The organism is Paenibacillus odorifer, assembly GCF_000758725.1.
In the GTDB taxonomy this organism is placed as follows: Bacteria; Bacillota; Bacilli; order Paenibacillales; family Paenibacillaceae; genus Paenibacillus_AQ; species Paenibacillus_AQ odorifer.
This window is the reverse complement of sequence record NZ_CP009428.1, coordinates 552,259-577,656: the sequence shown is the minus strand read 5'-3', so window position 1 is coordinate 577,656 and position 25,398 is coordinate 552,259. Positions and strand designations below refer to the sequence as shown.

The window sequence follows — 25,398 nt, the reverse complement described above, 5'->3', positions numbered from 1 at the left end:
TAGAATTAATCACAAATAACGAAATTGGGAGAGTTTCAGTGGAAGAACATGACAGCACACAGCTTACGCTAAAACAGATGCAGGTACACGTTAAGGATCTGCAACATTGGCAGGATAACGAGGATTTCACAAATCTTATCAATGAGTTTAAGTCTCTGCCAGCACTCTATCGCCATGCACTAAATGATCTTGAGAATAAAATCGATGTGATCAAAACGGAATGGCAGGTCCGTGACGGCTTCAGTCCCATCGAACATGTTAAATGCCGAATTAAAGAACCCAAGAGCATCCTGCAAAAGATGGAGCGCAAAGGTTTCGAGTTCAACTTGGAAAATATGGAGCAGCACATTCACGATATTGCAGGTATGCGGATTGTATGTGCTTTTGTTAAAGATATTTACCGTCTGGTTGATCACCTCAGCACACGCGAAGACATACGCGTATTGGAGATCAAAGATTATATAGCCCATCCCAAGCCGAATGGGTATCAAAGCCTGCATCTTATCGTCGCTATTCCGCTCGTCCTGCTGGAAGGAACACGCTGGGTCAAAGCAGAAATACAGCTGCGAACCCTAGCCATGGACTTCTGGGCAAGTATGGAACATATTCTGTATTATAAATTCGATAAACAGCTCCCTTCGCATGTTGCTGAGGAATTGAAGGATGCCGCACGCGCCGCCGATGAACTGGATCAAAAAATGTTGCGCCTGCGCCGTGAGATTCTGGAACTTGCAGAAGGGGAATCCCCTGCCGGCGGGCAGGTTTAAGCTTTCATATTTCTACATTTCTCAAAAATTAAGGGGATGTCTCATAAGCCATGACAATGGCTGCTGGGACACCCCCTTCTTTTTAATCGATTAGGCCGTTTGATCGATACCCTTCGCCGCCGAAGCAAGGTGTTATCGGACACAGCCGATCTTATTCACAGAATAATCCTCCATTTTGCATAATAACGGACCCCAAAGTCGCTATGGACATAAAAAACACCAGATTTGTGCCCTTTTATATGAAATAGCTGCACTGGAGTCCGAAAACATGCTGGATAGGCGGTAAATGTGTAAATAACGCCCCCTGGGTCCCTAAGCCTCAACGGCTAATCATTACATCCGGCATTCCGCTGTATTCAGCCTCAAGGCTTGCCAACCAAAGGCTTCCATGTAACGCCACCATCTGTAGTGGTCTGTAGAAATTCAGGACCCGCCAGCCAACCGTTTTTCGGCGTAACAAACTGAATATTCTCTGCCTTTGTGAATAGCTGCGAAGTAGCAATTATCCTCCAGCTTACACCCCCGTTGACAGTCGCCACCAGTTTACCACCCTCCTGCAAGGCCCAACCTTCCCGAGCGTTCAGCCATGTTGTTCTCACCGCCTCAGTACCGAGCAATTGAGGGCCCGGCTTCCATGTCCTACCTCCGTTATCACTTGTGTAAAACACCATACTTCGAATCCCATCGTCAACAATCTCCAGCGGCAGGATGCCTTTCATATTGTCTTTGCCTGAGAATTTAGGTGGATAACTATTACTGTAAGTAAATGCTGCCATAGCAGCCGGCTTCTTTAATTGTTCCGGCTTCCAGCTCTTCCCGCCATCCGAAGTTCTGAACGTTAAAATGTATTCTTGCCCATGGTTGCTGGAGGTGATCCAGCCATTCCGGGAATCCTGAAAGGTCATCCCTGTTGGATAGGCTTTAATACTCCCCGTTAGATTTCCGATTCGCTTCCAGCTGTTCCCGCCATCTGTCGTGCGATACAAGGATTTCTCCATCATCCCGAGACCAGGTTCTGAATCCAGCAGCACATACCCGTTATTCACATCGATAAAATGAATAAATCCGCCACTGTATCCTTGCTCCCAATCCTCCGTGACGGGAAGTTTTGTCTCCTTCCAGGTCTGGCCCTGATCAGAGGTATGATAGATCAGGACAGGTTGACCCATACCATGACTACTTATAATCCAGCCATTTGTGGCATTCAGGAAAAAGCTTGCTGCGGCAAAGATGCCTGTTTCTTGTGGAATAGGAACGATATTGCTGTCCGGATGGTACCAACTACTCCCTCCATCGTTCGTAGTCCATAATCCAGTCTCGTCTATTCCCCACCCATGCTTTATGTCATTCATGCTAAATTTAGCAGGATACCCCTGCAAAGAATTCATATCCGTCTTCAGCTCAGCGGTATTTGTCCCAATACTCGAATCTAAACCAAGCTTATCGTTTACCATGCAGGATTGCAGAAATAACCCAGCAATGATTATCGGGGCAAAAACGGCATATAGTCTCAAATGAAATCCTCCTTTTTCCATTTCCTTCTATTCTATAATCATAGACAGAGTTTAATAGTAAAAGGTTACAGAAGCTTTACACAAAGAAGCCGCCTCCTCAGATAGGATGCGGCTTCTCTAAACTCCACTGCTGTTTAATTACGCCTTACTTGCTCGACGGGCAGCAGCTTCTGCTACTCGATTCATAATCAAAGTTAGGCCTTCTAGCGCCTTAGGTGTCTGAGGCAGCAAAGCTCCCCAGTCTTCCGTTACCGCTGCTACTACCGGCGATGAAGGAAATGGCCTAGCCGTAATCTCATGGAACTGCGGTCCCGGCTGGTGAAGCGAACCTTCAGCAGCCGCTTCTGCAAGCCATTCTCCAGAGGAAATTGCGGGGCCCTTGCGCTCTAGCCGTGCTAATTCCGTTGCAAGCTCACTAACTGGGGCTGCCTCTGTCTCAGAATCATCGGCAGCTATATCACTTTCAGCCCAAAGGGCAAATATTCCATCCAGGAGTTCTCCCTTAGTAAATCCTCTCAGAGAAAGCGCCAGCAGCGGTTCTTCAGCAAGTCGTTCTTTTATAAGCTGCAGAATCTCCGCCTGATCCTCTAACCCTTCACCCTCAAAGAGGGCCTGCTCCAGCTCTGTATCTGTAGGCAGAAGATCCAGTTCCGCCAGCCCACCCGTTAATCTCCCCTGCAACAATGCAAATACCTCATCCGGACTTAGCGCCAGACGCCGCAATATTTCTTTTCTACGGGCAGCATGCCATACTGGAACCTTCAGAGAGAGAGGTCGCTCCGGTCTTTGTCCCTGAGGAACAGCAGAAGTACCGACATTCCATTCACCCTTTGCCCGCGACCCTCCCGTCACTCTCCCGGGCGAAGTCGTCCATGCTGCTTTTACTAATCCAGGCACAACTTCCAGCCGCATCTCTAACAGTTCACTCATTGTTTGATCCCTCCGTATTGCTCATGTCTTTCCTTACATCCAATCCTGATCCTGCAGTTCAATAAGCTCCTTCAGTTCATGATTAGACATCTCGGTCAACCATGTTTCACCAGAACCAACAACCTGCTCCGAAAGGCTTTTCTTCCGCTCAATTAATTCGTCAATACGTTCCTCCAGTGTTCCTTGGCAAATCAGCTTATGAACTTGAACATTCTTATCCTGTCCAATTCGGAAAGCCCGGTCTGTCGCCTGATTCTCCACTGCCGGATTCCACCAGCGATCGTAATGAATAACATGATTGGCCCGGGTTAAGTTCAAACCTACTCCGCCCGCTTTAAGAGATAACACGAAGAAGGATGGACCCTTGCCCTCTTGAAAATCATGCACCATCTCGTCACGCTCTCGTTTTGGAATCCCTCCGTGAAGGAACAATGGCGATGTACCATAACGCTTAGTAAGCTTGCTCACCAGCAGCTCACCCATCGCTACGTATTGCGTAAAGATCAACACAGATTCGCCAACTTCAGCAATACTGTCCAACACCTCGAACATAACCTCCATTTTACCGGAATGTTCATTACGCGGACTGCGACCTTCTTCTTTCCGGAATAGCTGAGGATGATCGCAAATCTGCTTCAGCTTCGTCAGAGAGGATAACACCAGTCCACGGCGAGCCATACCACTGCTCTCCCCGATCACGCCGAGCATTTCATCCACAACACCCTGATACAGGGCAGCTTGGGTCTCGGTCAGCGGGCAATAAGACTTCAACTCCAGCTTCTCCGGTAAATCCTTAGAAATATCCGGATCACTCTTCAGACGCCGCAACAGGAAGGGTGATACCAAGCGATGCAGCTCCCGCAGACGCTCCCCACCCTCCCCAGACACATAACGCTGCCGGAAGGAATGATAGGTTCCTAAATAGCCCGGGTTTAAAAAGTGGAAAATAGACCATAACTCGCCAAGTCTGTTCTCTACCGGAGTACCCGTCATAGCTATGCGATGCGGCGCTGATAACTTCATCACACTCTGCGCCTGCTTCGTACGGTGATTTTTAATATATTGAGCTTCATCCAGCACCACTGTTGACCACTGAACATTAGCTAAATCCTCGCTGTCACGCCCTGCCAAGTGATAGGTCGTCAGTACGATATCATGACTGGTTGCCAGTTCTAAGAAGCTATCTCCCCGAACACGGCGTCCACCATGATGTATGTGTACATTAAGCGAAGGAGCAAAGCGCTGCAGCTCCCGCTGCCAGTTGCCAAGAAGCGAAGTTGGGCAGAGAATCAGCACAGGCTCCTGCTTCTCTTCAGGGGGAGCACTTAACGCCCGGTCCAGCAGGCAGGTGATAACCTGCACCGTTTTACCTAGACCCATATCATCGGCGAGACATACCCCAAAACCCAGACCACTGAGCTCGGCCAGCCACTGATAACCCCGCTCTTGATAAGGTCTTAAAGTTCCATGCAGACCTTCAGGTACGGGACGCACCGGAAGATTACGTAATACATCTCCGCGCATAAGCGATGCCAACAGCCCGGATGTCTCCATCCCAGTGACGGACATTCCTTTCCAGAGCCGATCTTCACCATCCTCGGCTTCTAGGCGCATCCAATCCGCGGCAGTCATTTCTCCGTTTTCATGGCGTTTCATATATCTAAGAACCTGGCGGATTTCTTTAGGATCTATCTCGATCCATTCCCCGCGGAAACGTACAAAAGGTACGCCAGCCTCTACTAATGCGTTTAGTTCTTCCTCACTAATCGCACTTTCTCCAAGCGAGGCCTCAATACGGAACGAGATCAGCTCTTCCATACCCAGAGCCGCGGGCGCAGGACTATCGCCCCCGTTCACGCCTGGCTGCATTTTCATCTTCATGCCAATGCGGCGGCGTCCTTCACGGCTCCAGCGCGAAGGCATCTGCACCGTTATTCCCCGATCGCGCAGCTGCTGCACCGTCTCCTTCAAAAAGAAATAAAGACGTTCTGGTTCCAAATCTGCCCCCGTAGGCGCAGGCTTAGCAAGAGCGCGCTGGATATCCGGCGATATCTTCGCAGCCCGGCCCAGCGCTATAAGCAGCTGCTGCTGGATATTGCGATAGCGTTTCCCCCATAACGTAAACTCTCGTTCCTTACTGCTCCAGATCGATTTGGCGGGAAACCAGAATTCCCCTTCTTCCTTATTCTCCGCCCAGAAGGTTAACCGCCAGACTTCATTATTGTCTTCTGGCGGCTCCAGCCGTAGCCCAAGACCCAGCTGCCCGCTCCGCGCTTCCTCTGGCTCTGAATGTGGCACATCGCTGCCAGCGGTCTCGTTCACAGTGACCAAAAGGTCCGTCACCTCTGCTGGAGTTCCTTGCACGGGTATATCTCGGCTTCCAGTGAGAAGGCTATTCCACCACAGTTCAGTTAAAGGAGAATAACCCCGGCGATAATTTGCTTTATAAGGGGTTAACTCACTTTCAATGCCCGCAATTACCTTTTTTATCTCAGCAGTCATTACAGCCTGCATAAAGGAGTAAAGCACATAAGCTCCAGCCTCATCGCGAGAGGATAGATCCCCTGCCTCTGCGATATGCGTTCCTAGTGCAAGAACAGGCATGGATGCTGCCAGCTGCAAAAAGATCTCTTTGTCCTCCTGCTTTCGGAAAGCTGGCGACCAGCAGACTGTCGCCGCCTGTTCTCCGCCGCGGCGACGTGAGCCCACGGGGCGTGGTGGCAAGGCTCCCGGCGTAATCCCGCCTGTACCCATCAGCTCCAGCGCAAAACGTGCCGCTGCTGCCCAGTAACGCAGTTCGCCGCCTGGCTCCACTCCCTGATCTCGGCATAACGTCTCATCCCATGCCAGAAGCAGTTGAAATGCATCGCTAGGAACCAAGGCGAGCCCTTCGAACGTTCGTCCGGGCAATCCGCGCCGGGCTGGCTTCCCCTCTACAGGGGGAGCCGGATATTTCACTTCTGCCAGACGCAGAGCAGCAGTTGCAAAAGGACGCACTCCTCCCTGTAGCTCCATCCGCTTCACTACGCGAGTCCAAGCGTCAACCTTCGGCTCCGAAGTTTCGCCAGAGAAGCAAAATAAAACGTCCCCTAACCATATTGCATACAGATGCTTAGTCATCGGTGATCTCCTGTCTTTTAAGCAAGCAAAAAAAGAACCAGCCCCCCACCATCAGGAAGGGTAACTGCAACCTTTTCCGCGAGAAATAAATTTTGAAGCTATACAAGTAGAAGCCGCCTCTTCCTCTTTTAGAGAGGGGATGCACTCCTGCGGTAAATATAAGGATAAAGAACTAGGACAAAACTTATATTTTCTTGAATCTTCATCTCTTCATCTTATACGAAAAAGCGCTGATTTAAAAACATTTCTGCATATTTTCTGTAGATTTTTATGAAATAAAGTTGAAGGATATAGAAACACCCAGTAATTTGATTCATTTAAAATACCCCGCACTACTGCCCTGCTATCCAAGAATGTTATGACTCACTAGTCACTTCTTTTCTTTTTATAGTCTTAATTGTGCCAAAAAGGGGTATATTCTAAATAAGCAACACCCTATTAAAAAAGCTAGGGAGTGAATAATTTGAGACGTTATAATCCTTATAAATGGTGGAACCTCGTATTCTTTGTGGGTGTAATTATCGTAAATGTGCTGGCGGTAACCTTGCCTTTGGGCGGAAACAGTACAGGAGAGATCTCTGACAAATATAAGACTTACATGACTCCTGCTGGCTATGCCTTCTCCATTTGGTCGCTGATTTATTTATTGTTAGCCGGTTTCGTTATTTATCAATTCCGCTCCTATACAAGCTCTAGGGATTCTGTACGAGTTATTTCGTTCTGGTTTATCCTGAGCTGTGTTTTTAATATGAGCTGGCTTTTCCTCTGGCAGTATCTATACATCGAGCTTTCATTGATTGCCATGGTGTTAATGTTAATTTCAATCATTGTTATCTATCGCAAATCGCGCCAGATCGCAAATCCTACTTCAGGTGAGAAATGGTTGATCAAGCTACCCTTTATTATATACCTTGGCTGGATCTCTGTGGCTACTATCGTGAATGTTAGCGTTGTTCTAGAGAAAAATCATTGGGATGGATTTGGACTTAGCGGGATAACCTGGGCTGTGATCATGCTCTGCGTGGGGACACTGCTTGCGGTGTTAGTCAGCTATCCTAACCGAGACAGCATCTATCCTCTGGTCTTCGTATGGGCTTTCATCGCGATTGCCCTGGAACATAGAGAGGCTAATGCAGTCTTTGTGACGGGCACAATAACGGCAGGTCTTCTGCTGCTCTACAGCATTTGGCTATTGCTCACACCCCGCAGAAGATACAGCAGATACTGATTGTCCTTTTGATATTATAAAAAGGCAGGCTCAGAAGGTGATCCTTCTGAGCCTGCCTTTTTTGTAGATTAATTTAGAAGTGCGAAATCATATTTATTTTTTACGCGCTACCGCTTCGATCTCAACAAGGCCATCTTTTGGCAGACGGGCAACCTCAATGGCACTGCGGGCAGGATAAGGTTCTTTAAAGAAGGTGCTGTAAACCTCATTAACTGCTGCAAAATCATTCATATCCTTTAGGAATACAGTGGTCTTCACTACATGATCCAGTGATGCACCAGCCTCCTCAAGAATAGCTTGTACATTGCTAAGTGCTTGACGAGCTTGTTCCTGAACGCCTTCAGCCAAATTCCCTGTCTCTGGATTAAGGCCCAGCTGTCCTGAAGTGTATACCCAACTACCGGTGGTAATGGCTTGACTATAAGGACCAATGGCTCCAGGTGCTTTTGTAGTAGCTACTTGTTTTTTACTCATCTTGTTACCCCTCTCCATTAAACGCTGATCATTTATTGTCCATTGTAAGTCCTGTTCTCACCGTAATGCAAATTTATTAGCAGCCCGAAAAACTTATCGTTTTCCAATCACATGTATTACTTCATTCGTGTAGATATGCAAACCATGCGTGTCAGCAGAGGCAATGTTAACCATAGCTCTCGCCACAGTTACACCAGGAATGGCACGATATTTAGCTGCTTTGCCAACCATTACAAACTCCAGCGCTTTCATCAATCTAGCCGCGACGCGTTCTCCCAGTCTGAATTCCTCACGATGACCCAGCAGCAAGGATGGCCGAAACAAATGCAGCCCTTGAAAACCGATTTTGCTTAACGCTTCCTCTGCTCTACCCTTAGTCCGACTGTAGAAATTGCGCGATTTGGCATCTGCCCCCATGGATGAAACAACCAAAAACTGTTTAACACCGTGATCTCTCGCAATAGTAGCAGCTGCAAGCGGATAATCCAGATCAACACGTTCGAACTTCTCTTGTGAACCTGCCTTCTTGATCGTAGTCCCGAGGCAACAGAAGATGGAATGAACGCCTTCGAACGAATCGCTATACTCCGCCAGGTTCTCCCAATCCACAACGATTTGCTTAAGCTTGGGATGTTCTAAAGCTAATGGAGTCCGTACAAGCACTCTCACCTCACCCCAACCTTCACGATTCAGCAATTCCTCCGTAACCGCTTTCCCTACTAACCCAGTAGCCCCTAATACCAACGCAATCCTTAACATGGAATAGTCCCCTTTACTTCTATTCGTCCTTTAGAATACGACGGCCCAGCAGGAAGGCAAGAGCAATCATAAGCGTTCCCACTACCAACTGCATACCGTATACTTGGGTCCATTGCGGCCAGTGGGCAATTTTTTCATACAACTGTCCCCCGATAAGCGGGCCAAAAAAGGATGATAAACCCGTAAGCGCCGCATAGGTCGCCATATACATAGGCCGTTCTTTTTTCGGCGTGTCCCCAATAATAAAATTAAAGGCCAGCTGGTTGAAACCGCCTACACCTACACCAAAAACAATATGAGCGGCAAACAACACCAACAGCATCGGCAGCACAGACAAGAGTCCCCACATTAAAGAGGACAAGGCAATAATCGGCAACGTAAAGAACAACAGACGTTTATTGCTATATTTTGCATTTAGATTGCCCCAAACGTAGAAACTGGCCATCATAAAAAGAGTCTGGGACACATTAAGCAGTGATAACGTTTCATAATTTATATGAAGTAACTGCAACATGACATACGAATATAGCGGAACAGTTAGATTCTGCAGCAGCAACCAGGCGGCCAGAAACAAAGTAGACTTCATAAATAAAGTATCTTTAAGCGGTTTCTTAAACATCGGCAAAAATTTATGTTCTTCCGATTTCTCGAAAGGCACGTCGGGATAAAAAAAGAATACAACGACGTTAGAGATCGCGAAGATCCACACAACAATATAAAGAATCAGAAAGCCATGGCTCCCGGGATAACGATCCAAAACGATACCCCCACCATACATTACCAGACTACCGAGTGCATTCAGGAACGTATTACGAATCCCAAAATAACGTCCGCGCACACGTGCTGGAACAAGATCGCTGATCACAGAGCTCCACAGCACACCACCCGCCGTATTGGCAATAAATGCAGTAGTATATAAGGCTATAAAAGCCATGACCCAATACTCTTTAGGAAAAATAAACGGAATTAGCCCCGTAGAACTCCAAAGTATCCTATGCAGGCCGATAAAAGTAACCATAGCCCATTTGCGGCTTGGCAGCTTCTGAATCAAAAAAGCTACCCCGATCTGCATCACATTAACCAAGGTGGTAAGCGCTAGCACAAATCCAATTTGACTTGAAGTGGCTCCTAAATATAGTAGGAATCCTGTTAGAAACTGCCCTTGCAGCAGTACCTGGAAAATGGTCGATGGCACACCTTCCCAGGTAGCAATGCGCAAATTTCTGCGATGTACTGAGGTTTTACGGACACGCTTTGAACTAGTAACTGTGTGCTTAGTTTCCATGTTGTTCATAGAGAGGGGTAACACTCCTTTGATGCGGCATTTGCTTCATTCTACTCCGCATCAATCTACTGTCAATACGCCAAATTAACAAATAATATTGGAGCTTACTCTTCTATGATTTCGAGGGGTAAATAAAGCGAAAAACGGCTCCCTTTACCTTCCTCACTTTCTAAAGTAATGAAACCTCCGAGCAGTCTGGCCAAATCATTACTAATAGAAAGCCCTAATCCTGTTCCGCCATATTTTCGACTAATTGTTCGATCCGCCTGTTGGAAGGCTTCAAAGATCATGGCATGCTTCTCTGGTGCAATACCAATACCGCTATCTTCTACCTCAAATACAATCCAATGCTTCACAATAGCTCTTTCCCCACGTTCCTCTTGACGAATACGGAGTGCGACATGGCCAGACTTTGTAAATTTAAAAGCATTAGAAAGCAAATTGCGCAGGATTTGCTGAATCCGCTGCGGGTCGGAATGAATCATTTGTGGAACATTTTTTTCCATATCAATATTAAATTCCAGTTCTTTTTGTTTCGCTGTCACAGCGAACTGCATAGCCAGAATCTCTGGAATCTCACTAACACTTAAATCTTCATTAATAATATCTAATCGACCTGCTTCCACTTTGGACAGATCTAATATATCGCCAATAATCATCAATAATTCTTCACCAGAACGGCGGATAATAGCTGCATACTCCCTCATTTCTGCTTCCGTAAGAGAATTATCATTGTCTTCAATTAATTGCGATAAATTAATAATGCTATTCAGTGGCGTTCTAAGCTCATGAGACATATTTGCCAGAAATTCCGATTTAAATTGCGAAGCCATCATTAACTGATCGGCACGCTCTTCAAGCTCGATCTTATTCTTATGCAGCTCCTCCGTCTGGGCAGACAGCTGTTCATTAGCACGCTCAATCTGTCCATTCCGCAAGAGACCCAATTGAAAGTCACGGATAATTAAGGAGAATAGAACACTTAGAATCAATCCGGCAGGGAAAGTAATCGGCATAATCTCTTTTATGTACTCTGGGGCGGGGATCACACCAAACACCATAATGTTGATTGCGTTCATTACATTTATGACTAGAATCACGATCAAACCTTTGTTCACCATACATAAGTTAGATCGTCTGACCCAGTAGCTAAGCGCAGCACAAACAAATCCTAGAATGGACAGATTAATGGTTCCGGCCATCGCCGCCTCATTTACTCCAAAAGTTAACCGTGTAAGACCTGTTCCTATACCGATCAAAACAAGAATGAAAGGATGCGGATAAGCCAGCGTTGATATAATAAGTGGCACAAAACGTAAATCAAAAATCACATGCTCACCCAGCCTATATCCAAAAAGAGTACTAATCCACCCGGCAAAAATGGCCAGTAATACCCAGCTTACCTTTTTTATTCCTACACTTGCATTTGAAATGGTGTTTTTATATATAAGATTAGCCAAATAGGCTACAGCTATTAGCATTGCGGTGTTTCCAAAAAATATTTTAAGATAACCCATAGATTCACTCCCACCTCGGCAAAATAAAATACAACTTTCATCTCATAATACTACCATACTAAAGCCCCATTCGATAACTAACGCCCATGGACGCAGAAGAAGAGCGCAAATCAGATGCGATTTGCGCTCTTCTTCTGGAATTTTATATTAACGTCATTAGTAATGAATTAATCGCGGTAGGAACGTCCCCAGGTTTGGTACTCTTTCTCCGCGTCTTCTTTCGTATGTCCATAACGTTCTTGTAGTTTACCTACTAATTTATCCTTTTCACCGTCAATTACGTCAAGATCATCATCTGTAAGCTTGCCCCATTGCTTCTTGGCCTCGCCTTTGAGCTGTTTCCATTTTCCTTTAAATACATTGTTGTCCATTATAAGCTCATCTCCTTAGCTGAATTAATTAGGGTAGGATTGTTATCCCGTGTTACCTTTACTTACCCTTCCCCATTCGCTATGAATCTTTCCACATTTCAAGACATTCGCAAATTAAGTCGTATTCTGTCACATATATTTTTAAATATATGTATTCAAATCTTTTAAAATTTGATATAATCCAGATATAAATTAAATATTTAATTTTTTAAGTGATTTATTTCACAATGGTTTTCCTAGTCCATGTGCTAGAATGCCATCGGAGATAAAACAACATCATTAAATTTTTTCCTAATGTATGCCGATATAAGTCAAGATACTGTTACAAATGGGTAATAACGCATGAGATTAAAGTGACAAATATCATTTATAAAGTGATTTTTATCACTTCGCTCGACTATTAAAATGTTTTACATTTTAATATATATATTTTAAACTATATTTTTGGAGGTCATTTGAAATGAAAAAAGCTTCTGTTATCTTGTCGAGCGCACTTATCCTTGGATTGCTCGCAGGTTGTGGTAACAACACAGACAACGCCGCAGCCCCTACTAACGCACCAGCTGAAACAACTGCTCCTGCAACAAATTCCGGTAACGCTGGAACTGAAGCTGGACAGTACAAAGACGGAGTTTACTACGGTACTGCTGACGTTGATGCTAAAACTGGCTGGCAATATTTCGCACTCTTAACTGTAGAAGGTGGAAAGATCACTAAAGCTGACTGGGATGCCTTTAACGTTAACACTGCAGGCGACCTGAAGAAAAAAGTTTCCGAAGATGGTAAATATGGCATGAAAGCTGGCGGTGCTTCTTCTGAATGGCACGAGCAAGCAGCTAAAGCTGAAGAATTCCTGATCGAAAAACAAGATCCAGCAGCTATAACTTTTGATGCTGAAGGGAAAACTGATGCCATCTCTGGTGTATCCGTACACGTATCTGACTTTGTAAAAGCTGCTCAAGCTGCTCTTGCTGCTGGTCCAGTAGAAGCTGGTCAATATAAAGACGGAGGCTACCATGCTGAAGGCGAAATGGACGCTGAATCCGGTTGGAAATCCACTGTTGACCTGACTGTTGCTAACGGTAATGTTGTAGCTGTTAAATTCAGTGGTTTGAATGCTGCTGGCGATGACAAGAAGCAATTCTCCGTTGATGGTAAATATGGTATGAAAGCTGGCGGCGCTTCTGCTGAATGGCATGAAGAAATCGCTTTGGCTGAAAAATACTTCCTTGAAAACAAAGGTGTTGCTCCAACGCTTGATGCTGAAGGCAAAACTGATGCAATTTCCGGCGTGAGTATTCATGTTGGTGAATATTTTACACTTGCAGAAAAAGCACTCGAAGGCGCGAAATAATTTCGCAGGACCTTCTGCAGCTAATCAGACGAATGAGGTGAATTTCTCTTGAAGAAGATAGTCATTTTGGGCGGCGGCTACGGCGGCGTACTCACGGCTAAAAAACTGGCAAAGAAATTTAAGAAAAACAAAGATGTTGAAATTACACTGATCGACCGGAATCCATATCACACTCTATTGACTGAGCTGCATGAGGTTGCCGCGAACCGTGCTCCAGAGGATTCAATCAAGATCGATCTTAAGAAGATTTTTGCGGGCCTTAAAGTAGATGTTGTTCTTGATGAGATCAGCAATATCGATTTCAAAAGCAGAAAACTTAAATCCGATAAAGCTACCTACGCTTACGATTACCTTGTAATCGGCACAGGTAGCAAACCAACCTTCTTCGGCATTCCAGGCGCAGAAGAAAACACCTTCTCCTTCTGGTCTTACGATGATGCGGTAGCATTGAAACGTCAAATCCGCGATATGTATACCAAAGCGGCTATGGAGAAAAATCCAGCTGTACGTCGTGCTATGCTAACCTTCGTTATTATCGGTGCCGGCTTTACTGGTGTCGAGCTAGTTGGTGAAATGGCTGAACAACGCGAGGAATTATGCAAGGAGTTCTTTATCGACCCATCCGAAGTAAGACTGATTGTGGCTGATATGGCTCCGAAGATTCTGCCTATCCTTCCAGATAAGCTGATTCAAAAAGCTGAAGCTCGCCTTCGTAAGCTGAACGTAGAAATCGTGACTGGCGCTAAAATCACCGAAGTAGGCAATGGTAGTGTTGCACTTGGTGAGAAAAACGTTGTCGATTCCCAAACAATTGTTTGGACTGCTGGTGTTGAAGGCTCCGAAATCGTTGGTGGACTTGAAGTACAACAACAAGGCCGCAAACGGATTGTTACGAATGAGAACCTGGAAAGTGTAGATCATAAGAACGTTTACGTAGTAGGGGACAACATTTTCTACATTCCTGAAGGTGAAACTCGTCCTGTACCACAAATGGTTGAGAACGCTGAACAAGCAGCTCCGATTGTTGCTGGCAACATTGCCGCTGACATTCAGAACACTGCTAAAAAAGCTTACAAACCAGGTTTCCACGGTACAATGGTCTCCATTGGTAGCCGCTACGGTGTAGCAAATGTTGGTCTGCCAGGTAAGTTCTTTATGCTTACTGGATTCATGGCAATGCTATCCAAACACTTTATTAATATGTTCTACCTGTCTCAGGTTGTCGGATTCAATAAAGTATGGACATATATGATGCATGAGTTCTTCCATGTTGAGAACCGCAAGAGCTTCTTGGGTGGTCACTTCTCCAAACGTTCACCTAATTTCTGGCTCGTACCACTTCGTGTTCTACTTGGTGGTATGTGGTTATACGAAGGTATTGAGAAGATCCAAAAGATTTGGAAAGATCCAGATAAGATTTTCTTGATTCCAGCTGCTCCTTTTGCAACGGATGCTTCATCAGCAGCCAGTGTTGCAGTAGATGCAGTTAAAGACACCGTAGATGCACAATCTGCAGCTTCAGCAGTATCCACTGCAAAAGAAGCTGTTGAAGCGTTGCCTGTACCTAACTTCGTATACAACATTACAAACTGGTTCATGGATTTGATGTTCTACAACAACGACGGAAGTTACACTTTCCTCGCGAAATGGTTCCAAATCGGTATGGTATGTGCAGAAATCGTCTTCGGTATTATGCTCATCGTTGGTCTCTTCACTGCACTCGCTTCTATAGCGACTGTCGCCATGTCGGTCATGATTTGGTCAACCAAAATGGCATCGACAGAAATGTTATGGTACGTTGCTGCTGGTATTGCCTGCATCGGCGGATCAGGAAGCACACTTGGTCTAGACTATTATGTACTTCCTTGGCTTAAGAAACAGTGGAAGAGAATTCCGCTCGTCAGACGATGGTATCTATACACCGACTGATAATAAAACCCTGAATTAGTGTAATTTATCATATAGAACATATGTGCAAATTGTATTTTATTAGGGTTAAATATGGATATACTTCAGAGTAATGTGTCCCTAGGACACATTACTCTCCTTATTTACAAGAAGAAAATAACCTTCCTAATCCTAGGAAATGGTGGTTTTTTCTTGAATGAATGGTTTTGTAGGGATGATCGGGGTATGGTTTCTTCCGGCAAAACCGACAAGAAGGAGAGAATCTTGTGAACAAACAACTCATAGAAGATACCCTCCGGTTGTTGCATACTGAAATGTCACCTATTGCTGGAATTGAGCTTCAGCCCTCTCCGGCTGCATGTGAACAGTTAATCTCGGTACTGGAACGCCATGATCTGGAATACAGCCGCAAAGTCAATTTGCTGGGTATTTACACTATTCTCACTTTGGCAGCAGAGCGCCATATGGAATGTATCCCACATCATCCCGACCTTACACGCAACATTTTGGATGGAGATTATTTGTATAGCTTTTACCTGCAGTTTGCGGTGAAATGCCGTGAGCTCGACTTAGTTGCTTATCTAGCTCCTTCGATCAAAAAAATGCAGATTAGACGGTCAAATGGAGACTTCGCGGAACATGATCCAGCTACTGGAATCGAAGAGTTCTTGATCCAAGAGTGCAGACAGCGTAATCGCACAAGCAAAGCCATTTGACAGGTGGGATCCATAAATGAAGCTGCATGAGGCCTTAAATATAGACATAAATGAAATCAACCGCGAAATCGTAAACCTTGTGGCGCGTGATAAAGATGTACCTAAGAAATCTCAGCTCGCGCAAAGTGTTCTAGAGCTTATAAATTCCGGTGGTAAACGCCTTCGTCCCCTCATGGTCATTGTTGGCAGTCGGTTTGGCCGTAAGGATACCGGCCGCAGAGCGCTTCAATTAGCTGCTGCTGCTGAATTTATTCATGCCGCCTCATTAATTCATGATGATATCATTGACCGTTCAGAGTTACGGCGGGGCGTACCCGCCTTACATATTAAGACGGGGACATTGTCAGCAGTACATGTTGGTAATTACATGTCCGCTCGGGTCATCGAGCTGCTGAGCAAATATACAGGAGATAAAAACAGATACGTTCATGACTTATCCTCTGTAGCCACCGCTCAGCTGTGTCTGGGTGAATATCAGCAAATGGAACATGCTTTTGATTATGAAATTACAATGGATCAGTATTTGGAGAAATCCTTAAACAAAACCGCTCTTCTTATGGCAACCTGCTTACGGGTTGGTGCTTTGTCCACTGAAAGCACCGAAGAAGTTGCCAATCTCCTTTATAATTTTGGAGAAGCCTTAGGGATGTCCTTTCAGATACAAGATGACTTGCTAGATTTCACACAGTCCGCCGATGTCCTAGGCAAACCTGCCGGTAGCGACCTGCGACATGGTCAGGTCACCCTGCCAGTGCTGTACGCCTTGCAGGACCCTAAGCTCTCGCCTGTGATCCGTGCAATCGGCCCGGATTCTTCCGACGCTGAAGTAGCGCATGTGCTCACCCTAATTAACAATAGCGATGCCCTCGCTCGCGCTGAACGGGTCAGCCAGAACTATCTGGATAAAGCTGCAGCTATTGTGCAGCAGCTCTCCTCCTACCCGGCACATGCTGATCTGGAAACGTTGCTGCAATATTTTGCGGACCGTGATCGCTAAAGCGTACGTTCTAATACTAATAAAAACGGATACCTCCCATTCACTTGGGGGTATCCGTTTTTTTGATTTAAACACATCATTTCATTGATCTTGTCGCAAATTCAAACCGATATTTTTCCGCTTCAACAAGACAAGCTAAACACGCAAACGCAGCGTAGCGCACATGAGCTAATTTAGTCATTCTACTCCATCGGATATAATTAGGGAAAACCTCCCTAAAATTAGCTACTAATCGCTCGAAAACTACGATATTAGGGAAAACCTCCCTAATAAAGTCCACTTTAGCATGCTTTTAAGAGTAACCAGCTATATTTCAGGGAGAAATTCCCTAAAACAGAGTTTAAAGATAATAAACGCAATAAGATTAGGGAGGTTTTCCCTAATCTTTGCATTTAGCTTCCCCCTTACAGAGCGGGGAGCGAGTCAACACAAAAAAGGAAAGCTAGCGTAGCCAGCTTTCCGATTCCTTTGCCTACCCCTTTTGGGTAGGCTATTGTCTTTTATTGTTAGTTTGCGGGCAATGCGCCAATGCTCAGCCAGCCGGCTCACCAAAGCCAGCTCTCTAACTAACATAGAAAAAATCAATCAGCGTACACAATAATATCACTATGCTGATTACCTGATTTAGATTATAAGAAGCCACCTTCATCAGCTTACGATTCGAAGGTTTTATAATCTTATGCTCGGTCATCAGGAGCAATGTAGCGATGCCAATCCCAACCAGATACATCCATCCGAGATCCTGCCATACGTATAGAAATAATAACAGCATAATCATAATGAAATGTAGACCTTTGGCGATACGCAGCGCATTCTCTAATCCAAAGAAGCTCGGAATAGACCATAACCCATGCCGCCGGTCAAATTCAATGTCCTGAGTGCCGTAGATAATATCAAATCCGGCAATCCAGAGCATAACTACCGTCCCGATCACAAACGGTGTAAATGCGATATTTCCAGTTACGGCAAACCATGCACCAATCGGCGCGGAAGCAATGACAAAACCTAAATATAAATGGCTGAGAAAGGTAAAACGTTTTGTATAAGAATAAGTCGATATCAATACGATTGCTACCGGCGATAAGAGCAGGCAGAGCAAGTTCAGCATGCCTGAAGCCACAATAAAGATGGCATAATTGACAATAACAAAGACAACCACTTCTTTTTCTGCCAGTAACCGTTGTGGCAAATGCCGATGTGCCGTACGAGGATTCTGTTCATCAAACGTACGGTCTGCCAGCCGATTGAATGCATTAGCGCCATTACGGGCACCGATCAATGCAATCAGACCCCAGATCATTACATGCCCTGATGGCCAGCCCCCAGCGGCCCACACCATAGAGATAATGGCAAACGGCAGCGAAAAAAGTGTATGAGAGAACATCACCAGTTCACTGAACATTTTCAGCTTTAGGCCTGCAGTTTTAAAAATGTTTAGAATAGCCATTCGTTTTCCTCTTTCTTCGCTACTTGAAATTCATTGTATTAGACATTAAGCTCCGCAAGGACTTCATTCAGGTTGTTAAGCAGCCCGTCGATATCCTCTTCCGTAATAATCATCGGCGGTTGAAAGGCTAGTACGTTGCGTCCTATGCCATTTTTGCCGATCAGGTATCCTCTGTCTTTCATCTCTTCCAGTACTTGATCTGTAAGCGCCGCAGAGCCTTCAGTATTCTCACCGGCAAGCTCCGCTCCCAACATAAGCCCAATTCCACGGACATCCACAATAAGCGAAGGATAACGCTCTTGAAGGGTCTTTAGCCCTGCTTTCAATTGTTCTCCGAGCAGCACTGAGCGTTCAGGAAGCCGTTCATCGCGAATATAATCAAGCACAGCCAGCGCCGTTGCAGCAGATACCGGATTGCCTCCAAAGGTTGAAGCCGACGGACGGTTCAGCGCAAGTGCAATCTCATCCGTTGTCGCAAAAGCCGCAACCGGAATTCCATTCCCCAGCGCCTTAGCCATACTTATAATATCGGGCACTACGTCAAAATGCTCCATAGCGAATATTTTGCCTGTACGACCAAATCCAGTTTGAATTTCATCAGCGATCAGAAGTACGCCGTATCTCTCCAGCAACATTTTGACCTCACTGAAGTAGGTTGGCGTTGGCATAATCATACCACCATTGCCTTGGATTGGCTCTACGATCATTGCGGCGATAGTATTCCCCTTCTCCTCAAGCACTCGCTCCAGAGATTCCAGGGAGAGTGCAGCGGCTTCCTCCAGAGATAGTTCTGGATGATATGGGCGAGGAATAAACTCAACGTCATGATCCAAGTATTTATCGGTACGCCACATCGGCAGTCCTGTCACACTCATAGTTAGATTGGTACGGCCGTGTAGACCACTCTCCAATGCAATGAACCCCTTACGTCCTGTATACATCCGGGCGAGCAGCAATGCACCTTCATTAGCCTCTGAGCCGCTGTTCACGAAGAAGGTTCGGCGTAGACCGCCTGGCATAACCTCTTCCAGACGTTCAGCCAAATCCACATTTGGCTGAGTTAAATAGATCGTAGACGTATGCTGCAGCTGCTGCAATTGCTCAATCGTACGTCCAGTTATGGCTGGATTGCAGTGCCCACAAGCGACTACAGATACACCTGCGAAGAAATCTGTATATTGTTTGCCATTTTCATCATACACAAACTGCATCGAACCTCGCACAAGCTGAGGCGCATCGCGGTAAAAATGCTGTGTACACGGATAGAAATATTGCTTACGCTTCGCCGCTACGGCTTCTCTTCCGATGAATTCTTGCTGTTCCATGATTGATTCCCTCTCTTCTTGTGAAAATAGTAACTTATTGATAGAGTACTGTGCATTCTTCTTACTAGCAGACGATATTTTGTCCCAAAAAATAGAATTAGTTAAATTGCAGCGAACCTAGAGTATAACCCGCATAAATGGGCTCAAGACCACCTAGCATGTCATCTTTCACTTCAGTACGATTCATAGCTTGTTGATAAGAAATTATAATTTCACGCAACTGCTGAGCACTATACGTCGCTCCTTCAATACGGAAGCTAGATATGCCTAGATCAATCATCTCACCAAGTAACGGTAAATAGCAGAGCTCTTTTGCGAACAAAAGATGGCAACGGCCGTGCTGATCACGATATACCGGATTTTCACCTTTGTCTGTTTTTAGAACCAATACATTATTGTGCACATATTGATTATCCTCTTCAGCGATAGGTTCCATTACTTCAGTATTCTCATAAAGATCATGTTCCATATACATTAGTGCAGGTGTACCATGTACAACAACTTCCAAAGGCGTGTCACAACGTGAGGCAAAGGTAGCAAAGTGCTCCAGCGTCATTTCCGGTGAAACCGAAAGCTGAGTCAAACCTAATTTTGCATATAATTGGGCGGAAAGATGATTGTAGACATTTAAACTACCATCTCCAATTAACGGATAACCTGTAGAGCTGTATCTGCGAATCGCTCCCAAATTAGTAACGATTATACCGTCGATCGGCAAGCGTTCTCCACCAAGCAATTGATCATATTGATCGAAATGCAGCTCGGTCATCATGCGTGGCAACCCTAAATATATTTTGCTATCGCCTTTTAGTTCACCAAGTTCCTTAATATCACGTTTTGTAAAAGGTCTATCCGGTTCAAATACATCGCCCGGCAAATACAGACTATCCACACCCAGTTCCAATACTACGCGCGCCTGTTCCATATTATTCACACGTACAGCCAGCTTCGCTTTTGTTGTCTTAGGCTTCTTTTCTTGCGCCAAACGTTCCCGCAATTCCTCTACACGTTTTTCAGATAGCTCACGTTCTGCGGTTGGTGTGCTAAATACTTTTCCAGTGCTATAGAATTTGCCCGTACCTTCATAACGACGGTTGATATTAGCTAACCCTGGTTTACCAAAAGCATAGGCTGTCGAAAAGTCGCGCTTGCGGTTGTTGTACAGTTCTTTGGTATCAACCGTACGATCAAAACCAATCGGATCATCGATATATCGGTCAATGGCTTCGCCGTAGCTATTCGCCAGCATCACCATAAATTCCTTATCACGCATACGGCCCTCAATTTTAAAAGAAGTAATGCCTGATTCAATCAATTCCGGAAGATGCTCATACATAAACATATCTTTGACAGCCAGTGGATATTCAGCAGGATATACATATCCGTCTTTTTTAACCCGATAATCCCAGCGGCAAGGCTTCATACATTTCCCCCGGTTGCTGCTCATACCAAAAACATGGGAACTAAAGTAACAATTTGCACCATGCACAGAGCACATATCTCCATGAATAAAATATTCCAGCTCCATGCCACTCCGCTGACCAAGCAGCTTAGCTGTCTGCAGGTCCATTTCCCGCGAGGTAACTACACGAGTTACACCCAGATCACGCAGCGCATAGATCATCTCCAGGTTGTGAACATTCATCATTACTGAAGAGTGAATAGGAAGGTTAAGCTCCATCTCCCGAATAAGCTCCAACACTGCCATATCCTGAACAATCAAGGCATCCGGCCGAGCACTATCAAGAAAACGCAGGTATTCTCTAGCTTCTTCCACATCTTCCTCACTAAAAAGATTATTCACAGTGATATACACTTTTTTGTCTAGACGGTGAGCGATATCAAGTGCCTCTACAATCTCTTCATGAGTAAGATTATAACCTTTACGCATCATTCTCATATTCAATACAGGTCCACCAAAATAAACTGCATCACACCGTGATTGGATCACTTCCTTGAAAATCTCAAACGTTCCTGCGGGTGCGAGTAATTCAACTTCTCTACCGTTAAAATAACGTGCCATTCAAGTTCCCTCCCAAGTTGATACTACTAATAGGGAATGAGTATTATAACAAAGCTACTGCAATTCCCATGACCACAAACATCCCAATAAAAACAGTATCGAATTTGCCCCACCTTAGGCGGTGATACCGACTGCGGGGAGCATCCATGCGAAAACCGCGGGCTTCCATGGAATACACCAGATCCTGAGCACGCCTAAAAGCACTGGCGATAATCGGGACCAGCAGGGAGACTAACATCCGTCCCTTTTCCTTCAAAGGCAGCTCTTTTAGATCGGCTCCCCTTGAGGCCTGCGCTTTCATTATGATCTGCGATTCATCTAGAATCGTAGGAATGAAACGAAGTGAAATGCTGATCATCAGCGTGATACGGTCAGGGGATAAGCCAAGCTTTTTGAAGGGTGTCAAGATCCCCTCCAACCCTTGATTCAGCTTCCCCGGCGTTGTTGTGAAGGTCAGAAGCGCTGTAAAGGTGATAAGAAAGAACATGCGGATGACCGAAAATGCCCCTAATCTTAGCCCTCCCTCATAGATAGACCAGGAACCAAGAGTCAGCACTACCTCCCCTGTCTTCACAGACACCACCTGCACAATAAAGATAAATAACATTAAATAACGTAAAGGCTTAGCTGCTTTCAGGAAGTATTTAAGCGGAATCCGCGTGGAAGCCATAACGGCTATCGAAAAAATAGCCAACACAGCCATGGCCATCCACGAACGTGAGAGCAAGATAACAGCTACGTATAATAGCATGCCAGTGATTTTGGCACGAGCATCCAGCTTGTGCACCCACGAACCGGTCTCAATACTCCGACCTAAGATCAGTTTCTCATTCATGGTCATCCCTCTTTCCATCGGGCTTACCAGTGCTTATTGATTCCGCTGGCAGCGAAGCTATAAGCTCTGCCAGACTCTCAGCCGTCAAGCGGGGGACTTCATCCACAAGACCTAAATGATCAGCAACTGCACGCCAGTAACGAAGGGACTGCGGAACCGTCAAACCACACTGTTCCAGAATCGAAGGATCATCTGCAAGTGCCTTTACACTGCCCTGAAACGCCGTGCTGCCCTCTTTAAGTACAACCCAGCTGTCCGCATAGGGCAATAACTCATCCATCCGATGCGTAACGATAATGATCGTTCTGCCCTGCTCACGGCATAATCGCTCCAGCAAGCTGATTAGCTCTGCACGGCTAATGGGATCAAGCGTTGCCGTGGGCTCATCCAGAACGATGACCTCCGGGTCCATAGCTAGCACGGAAGCGATAGCCGCCTTACGCATTTGTCCACCGCTCAATTGAAAAGGATTCCGCTCCAGCAACGCGAGATCCAGCCCCATATCTGACATGGCCTGACGTGCACGTGACTTTGCCTCTTCGAGACTCATACCGAAATTAAGGGGACCGAAAATGAGATCCTTTTCGACCGTATCTTCGAACATCTGCTGCTCCGGAAATTGAAATACCAATCCGACTCGGCGGCGCAGTGGCATTAGCTTAGGTGACTTCTCACCAGCCTGAATGGTTACATCAAGCACTTTTACCGTACCCTCGGTTGGTTTCAGTATCCCGTTAAACATTTGCAGCAGCGTCGATTTACCTGAGCCCGTCGCCCCCGCAATACCAACCATCGAGCCAATGGGTACACTGAGGTTAATGTCCCGGAGCGCCGTCAGCTTCCAGAGGCTTCGGTCAGCGTAGGTGTAACTTACTTGCTGTAATTCTATGGCCATAACGTGTCTATAAGCTCCTTTTCACTGATCGGAACATCCACATGAATACCCTGGTTCTGCAGCTCGCGTGCAAGGCGCCAAGGATAAGGTTCACGCAGATGGCATTTTTCCAGAAGCTCCTCGTTCCGGAACAACTCCGCCGGTGTAACATCTGCAGCCAAACTACCTCCATGCAGCGCAAGCACCCGATCCGATGCCAAAATCTCATCTGCATCATGCGTAATCATGAGGATCGTGTACTTCCCTTCTGCCCGCATATCCTGCAGAATGCCGAGAAGGTCATTTCTGCTTCCTTCATCCAACATAGAAGAGGCCTCGTCAAAAATGACGATGCCTGGTTCCATAGCAAGAATGGAAGCGATAGCAACACGCTGCTTTTGGCCTCCCGACAGCTCACCCGGATGCTTGGACAACAGATGATTTATTCCTAGTCTTGTCGTATAGGAGTGCAAACGTTCAGCCATCTCTTCGTACGGCAAACAAAGCCCTTCCAGGCCGAATAGGATATCTTCCTCTACAGTGGCTCCAATAAACTGATTATCTGGATTTTGGAACACCATTCCGATACATTGCCGAATGCTTCCGATCGTTTCCTCACTAAGCAGCATGCCACTAACCTCAATCTCACCAGCCCCCTTAGGCAGCAGAGCATTAAGCAGCTTGACCAACGTAGACTTCCCGCAGCCATTAGGACCAACCAAGCTGACCCATTGTCCTTGTGAGATAGATAACGTTATATTTTGAAGAATCGGATGCTCGGGATCATAGCCAAACGATACCCCATCCAGAGAGATGACCGCTTGTCCTTCTCCCTCTAAGTCTTGACCTTCGTATGATTCATTCATGTTAGTCATCCTTCCGCTGATGTGACTAATCAGTCCAAAAATTCTTCAAACAGCGATATTTTTGACAATGACGCCACCAAATAACGGACTGCATAGCCCACGGCAATTCCTGTTACTACCCCAGTGATCAGCAGCATGGGAAGATAATAAAAAATACTAAGTGATGCAAATACCATAGAAGCTGCCAGCAGCTGACCGATATTATGTGCAATCCCACCAGCTATACTAATTCCGATCAAGCTTATACTCTTACCTTTGCCACTAATCAGCATCAGCACAAACATAACAACAAAGCTAAAAAGTGAACCAAATAAACTAAACAGCAAGCTTGAGAAGGTACCTAGCAGAAATGCAGTAAGCAGTGTTTTGAGGATGACAAGCAGGAAAGCATCCCGTCCACGTAAAAAGTAAATACAAGTCAAAATCATAATGTTGGCCAGTCCGAGCTTAGCACCCGGCACCAGTCCCATCCCGGATAACGGAATCTGTGCCTCTATTAAACTTAACACTACTGCCACTGCGGCGAAAATCGCAATAATCACTGTTCTTTTTAAAGCTGTTGCAGATTCACTACTGGACATAGGCATCTATATCATCCTCCCCCGACGCACTGGTGATTTCGACTAATACTCTATGCGGTAGACAGACAATCGTCTGTTTGGGCAGGGTAATAAAACCAAAACCTAGGCAAACTTTATCAGCGCAATCGGCATCGTACATTTCAATCCCGTAATCATGCACCTTCAAAATGTTATAGCCGCGTTCCGTGCGGACCTCAATGGTTTGTTCTTCTTTTGTAAGCTTTACCGTTTTAAATAACTCACCGTCCACCGTTACATTGGCTATGAGATTTTTACCGGCCCCACCTTTGTCATCATTGTCCGAAAACCATCTCGGTACGAGAAAAGCGAGCGCAGCAATCAATACGATGGAAATCAGCCACACATCTGCGCGTTTCATAAAAATCTCCCTTATTTTTTAATTAAAATCCAGACTTATTAATTATAACGGTCTACCCTCAATCCTTCAATCAATGTTGGAGTTTATTGTCAGTTTTAGAGAGCTGTTCACAAAATAGGCACGCAAAA

The 25,398-nt window shown here is 45.6% G+C and carries 22 protein-coding genes; 6 read left to right on the top strand and 16 right to left on the bottom strand.

Features of this window, described 5'->3' with window-relative positions; all coding sequences use genetic code 11:
• The first annotated feature begins 77 nt into the window (after positions 1–77).
• Positions 78–767 (top strand): GTP pyrophosphokinase, encoded by a 690-nt coding sequence (locus tag PODO_RS02500; RefSeq protein WP_051491247.1) that lies wholly within the window; start codon positions 78–80, stop codon positions 765–767.
• Positions 768–1,129: 362 nt separating this feature from the next.
• Here PODO_RS02500 and PODO_RS02495 read toward each other — a convergent pair whose 3' ends face one another.
• From PODO_RS02495 to PODO_RS02485, 3 genes are all read right to left on the bottom strand, one after another.
• The gene (locus tag PODO_RS02495) at positions 1,130–2,281 is read right to left on the bottom strand and encodes a WD40/YVTN/BNR-like repeat-containing protein (RefSeq protein WP_038568519.1); all 1,152 of its coding nucleotides are present in this window, start codon (positions 2,279–2,281) and stop codon (positions 1,130–1,132) included.
• A gap of 138 nt (positions 2,282–2,419) precedes the next feature.
• Entirely contained in the window at positions 2,420–3,211 is a 792-nt protein-coding gene (locus PODO_RS29810; protein ID WP_052096738.1) for a hypothetical protein, read from the bottom strand.
• A gap of 33 nt (positions 3,212–3,244) precedes the next feature.
• Positions 3,245–6,331, bottom strand: a complete 3,087-nt coding sequence (locus tag PODO_RS02485; RefSeq protein WP_036682521.1) for a DEAD/DEAH box helicase — start codon at positions 6,329–6,331, stop codon at positions 3,245–3,247.
• Positions 6,332–6,794: 463 nt separating this feature from the next.
• Here PODO_RS02485 and PODO_RS02480 point away from each other — a divergent pair, with 463 nt between their 5' ends.
• Entirely contained in the window at positions 6,795–7,559 is a 765-nt protein-coding gene (locus PODO_RS02480) for a TspO/MBR family protein (protein ID WP_038568517.1), read from the top strand.
• A gap of 93 nt (positions 7,560–7,652) precedes the next feature.
• On the opposite strand, the gene PODO_RS02475 is transcribed toward PODO_RS02480, so the two are convergent.
• The 5 genes from PODO_RS02475 to PODO_RS02455 all read right to left on the bottom strand — a co-directional run bounded on the left by PODO_RS02475 (position 7,653) and on the right by PODO_RS02455 (position 11,965).
• Complete coding sequence (locus tag PODO_RS02475; RefSeq protein ID WP_036682524.1) at positions 7,653–8,033, bottom strand: RidA family protein; 381 nt, start codon at positions 8,031–8,033, stop codon at positions 7,653–7,655.
• Positions 8,034–8,126: 93 nt separating this feature from the next.
• Positions 8,127–8,792 (bottom strand): oxidoreductase, encoded by a 666-nt coding sequence (locus PODO_RS02470; RefSeq protein ID WP_038568515.1) that lies wholly within the window; start codon positions 8,790–8,792, stop codon positions 8,127–8,129.
• Between the two features lie 19 nt (positions 8,793–8,811).
• Positions 8,812–10,086: an MFS transporter gene (locus tag PODO_RS02465; RefSeq protein ID WP_051491245.1), complete on the bottom strand. Its 1,275-nt coding sequence runs from the start codon at positions 10,084–10,086 to the stop codon at positions 8,812–8,814.
• Positions 10,087–10,181: 95 nt separating this feature from the next.
• Positions 10,182–11,594 (bottom strand): ATP-binding protein, encoded by a 1,413-nt coding sequence (locus PODO_RS02460; protein ID WP_038568513.1) that lies wholly within the window; start codon positions 11,592–11,594, stop codon positions 10,182–10,184.
• A gap of 167 nt (positions 11,595–11,761) precedes the next feature.
• On the bottom strand, positions 11,762–11,965 hold the full coding sequence (locus PODO_RS02455; protein ID WP_036682530.1) for a CsbD family protein: 204 nt from the start codon (positions 11,963–11,965) through the stop codon (positions 11,762–11,764).
• Positions 11,966–12,425: 460 nt separating this feature from the next.
• On the opposite strand from PODO_RS02455, the gene PODO_RS02450 reads away from it, so the two are divergent.
• The 4 genes from PODO_RS02450 to PODO_RS02435 all read left to right on the top strand — a co-directional run bounded on the left by PODO_RS02450 (position 12,426) and on the right by PODO_RS02435 (position 16,940).
• Positions 12,426–13,319, top strand: coding sequence for a hypothetical protein (locus PODO_RS02450; protein ID WP_036682532.1), 894 nt, complete (start codon positions 12,426–12,428; stop codon positions 13,317–13,319).
• Positions 13,320–13,367: 48 nt separating this feature from the next.
• Positions 13,368–15,248, top strand: a complete 1,881-nt coding sequence (locus PODO_RS02445) for an FAD-dependent oxidoreductase (RefSeq protein WP_036682533.1) — start codon at positions 13,368–13,370, stop codon at positions 15,246–15,248.
• 245 nt (positions 15,249–15,493) lie between these two features.
• A complete protein-coding gene (locus PODO_RS02440; protein ID WP_036682535.1) occupies positions 15,494–15,943 on the top strand; it encodes a hypothetical protein in 450 nt (149 codons plus the stop codon).
• Positions 15,944–15,959: 16 nt separating this feature from the next.
• Complete coding sequence (locus tag PODO_RS02435; protein ID WP_036682537.1) at positions 15,960–16,940, top strand: polyprenyl synthetase family protein; 981 nt, start codon at positions 15,960–15,962, stop codon at positions 16,938–16,940.
• Positions 16,941–17,502: 562 nt separating this feature from the next.
• Here PODO_RS02435 and PODO_RS02430 read toward each other — a convergent pair.
• The 8 genes from PODO_RS02430 to PODO_RS02395 form a co-directional block, all read right to left on the bottom strand.
• Positions 17,503–18,387, bottom strand: coding sequence for a UbiA-like polyprenyltransferase (locus tag PODO_RS02430; RefSeq protein WP_036681005.1), 885 nt, complete (start codon positions 18,385–18,387; stop codon positions 17,503–17,505).
• Between the two features lie 38 nt (positions 18,388–18,425).
• Positions 18,426–19,712: an aspartate aminotransferase family protein gene (locus PODO_RS02425; RefSeq protein ID WP_038568510.1), complete on the bottom strand. Its 1,287-nt coding sequence runs from the start codon at positions 19,710–19,712 to the stop codon at positions 18,426–18,428.
• A gap of 97 nt (positions 19,713–19,809) precedes the next feature.
• Positions 19,810–21,735 (bottom strand): peptidase U32 family protein, encoded by a 1,926-nt coding sequence (locus PODO_RS02420; RefSeq protein WP_038568508.1) that lies wholly within the window; start codon positions 21,733–21,735, stop codon positions 19,810–19,812.
• Positions 21,736–21,778: 43 nt separating this feature from the next.
• Positions 21,779–22,570 carry an energy-coupling factor transporter transmembrane component T family protein gene (locus PODO_RS02415; RefSeq protein WP_036681014.1) on the bottom strand — a complete coding sequence of 264 codons (792 nt, stop codon included), beginning with the start codon at positions 22,568–22,570 and terminating at the stop codon, positions 21,779–21,781.
• Entirely contained in the window at positions 22,563–23,465 is a 903-nt protein-coding gene (locus PODO_RS02410) for an ATP-binding cassette domain-containing protein (RefSeq protein WP_038568506.1), read from the bottom strand. Before PODO_RS02410 ends, PODO_RS02415 begins: the two co-directional genes overlap by 8 nt.
• Positions 23,456–24,310, bottom strand: a complete 855-nt coding sequence (locus PODO_RS02405; protein WP_051491165.1) for an ATP-binding cassette domain-containing protein — start codon at positions 24,308–24,310, stop codon at positions 23,456–23,458. The genes PODO_RS02410 and PODO_RS02405 overlap by 10 nt, the downstream gene beginning before the upstream one ends.
• Positions 24,311–24,339: 29 nt before the next feature.
• Positions 24,340–24,897, bottom strand: coding sequence for a Gx transporter family protein (locus PODO_RS02400; protein WP_036681020.1), 558 nt, complete (start codon positions 24,895–24,897; stop codon positions 24,340–24,342).
• Positions 24,881–25,270, bottom strand: coding sequence for a NusG domain II-containing protein (locus PODO_RS02395; protein ID WP_036681022.1), 390 nt, complete (start codon positions 25,268–25,270; stop codon positions 24,881–24,883). The genes PODO_RS02400 and PODO_RS02395 overlap by 17 nt, the downstream gene beginning before the upstream one ends.
• Between the last annotated feature and the right edge of the window lie 128 nt (positions 25,271–25,398).

Coding starts and splice junctions, on each gene's coding strand:
- PODO_RS02405 (WP_051491165.1), bottom strand. CDS start 24,310: ATGAATGAATCATACGAAGGTCAAGACTTAGAGGGAGAAGGACAAGCG.
- PODO_RS02395 (WP_036681022.1), bottom strand. CDS start 25,270: ATGAAACGCGCAGATGTGTGGCTGATTTCCATCGTATTGATTGCTGCG.
- PODO_RS02460 (WP_038568513.1), bottom strand. CDS start 11,594: ATGGGTTATCTTAAAATATTTTTTGGAAACACCGCAATGCTAATAGCT.
- PODO_RS02485 (WP_036682521.1), bottom strand. CDS start 6,331: ATGACTAAGCATCTGTATGCAATATGGTTAGGGGACGTTTTATTTTGC.
- PODO_RS02450 (WP_036682532.1), top strand. CDS start 12,426: ATGAAAAAAGCTTCTGTTATCTTGTCGAGCGCACTTATCCTTGGATTG.
- PODO_RS02470 (WP_038568515.1), bottom strand. CDS start 8,792: ATGTTAAGGATTGCGTTGGTATTAGGGGCTACTGGGTTAGTAGGGAAA.
- PODO_RS02420 (WP_038568508.1), bottom strand. CDS start 21,735: ATGGCACGTTATTTTAACGGTAGAGAAGTTGAATTACTCGCACCCGCA.
- PODO_RS02425 (WP_038568510.1), bottom strand. CDS start 19,712: ATGGAACAGCAAGAATTCATCGGAAGAGAAGCCGTAGCGGCGAAGCGT.
- PODO_RS02410 (WP_038568506.1), bottom strand. CDS start 23,465: ATGGCCATAGAATTACAGCAAGTAAGTTACACCTACGCTGACCGAAGC.
- PODO_RS02475 (WP_036682524.1), bottom strand. CDS start 8,033: ATGAGTAAAAAACAAGTAGCTACTACAAAAGCACCTGGAGCCATTGGT.
- PODO_RS02400 (WP_036681020.1), bottom strand. CDS start 24,897: ATGCCTATGTCCAGTAGTGAATCTGCAACAGCTTTAAAAAGAACAGTG.
- PODO_RS29810 (WP_052096738.1), bottom strand. CDS start 3,211: ATGAGTGAACTGTTAGAGATGCGGCTGGAAGTTGTGCCTGGATTAGTA.
- PODO_RS02465 (WP_051491245.1), bottom strand. CDS start 10,086: ATGAACAACATGGAAACTAAGCACACAGTTACTAGTTCAAAGCGTGTC.
- PODO_RS02415 (WP_036681014.1), bottom strand. CDS start 22,570: ATGAATGAGAAACTGATCTTAGGTCGGAGTATTGAGACCGGTTCGTGG.
- PODO_RS02455 (WP_036682530.1), bottom strand. CDS start 11,965: ATGGACAACAATGTATTTAAAGGAAAATGGAAACAGCTCAAAGGCGAG.
- PODO_RS02430 (WP_036681005.1), bottom strand. CDS start 18,387: ATGGCTATTCTAAACATTTTTAAAACTGCAGGCCTAAAGCTGAAAATG.
- PODO_RS02435 (WP_036682537.1), top strand. CDS start 15,960: ATGAAGCTGCATGAGGCCTTAAATATAGACATAAATGAAATCAACCGC.
- PODO_RS02500 (WP_051491247.1), top strand. CDS start 78: ATGCAGGTACACGTTAAGGATCTGCAACATTGGCAGGATAACGAGGAT.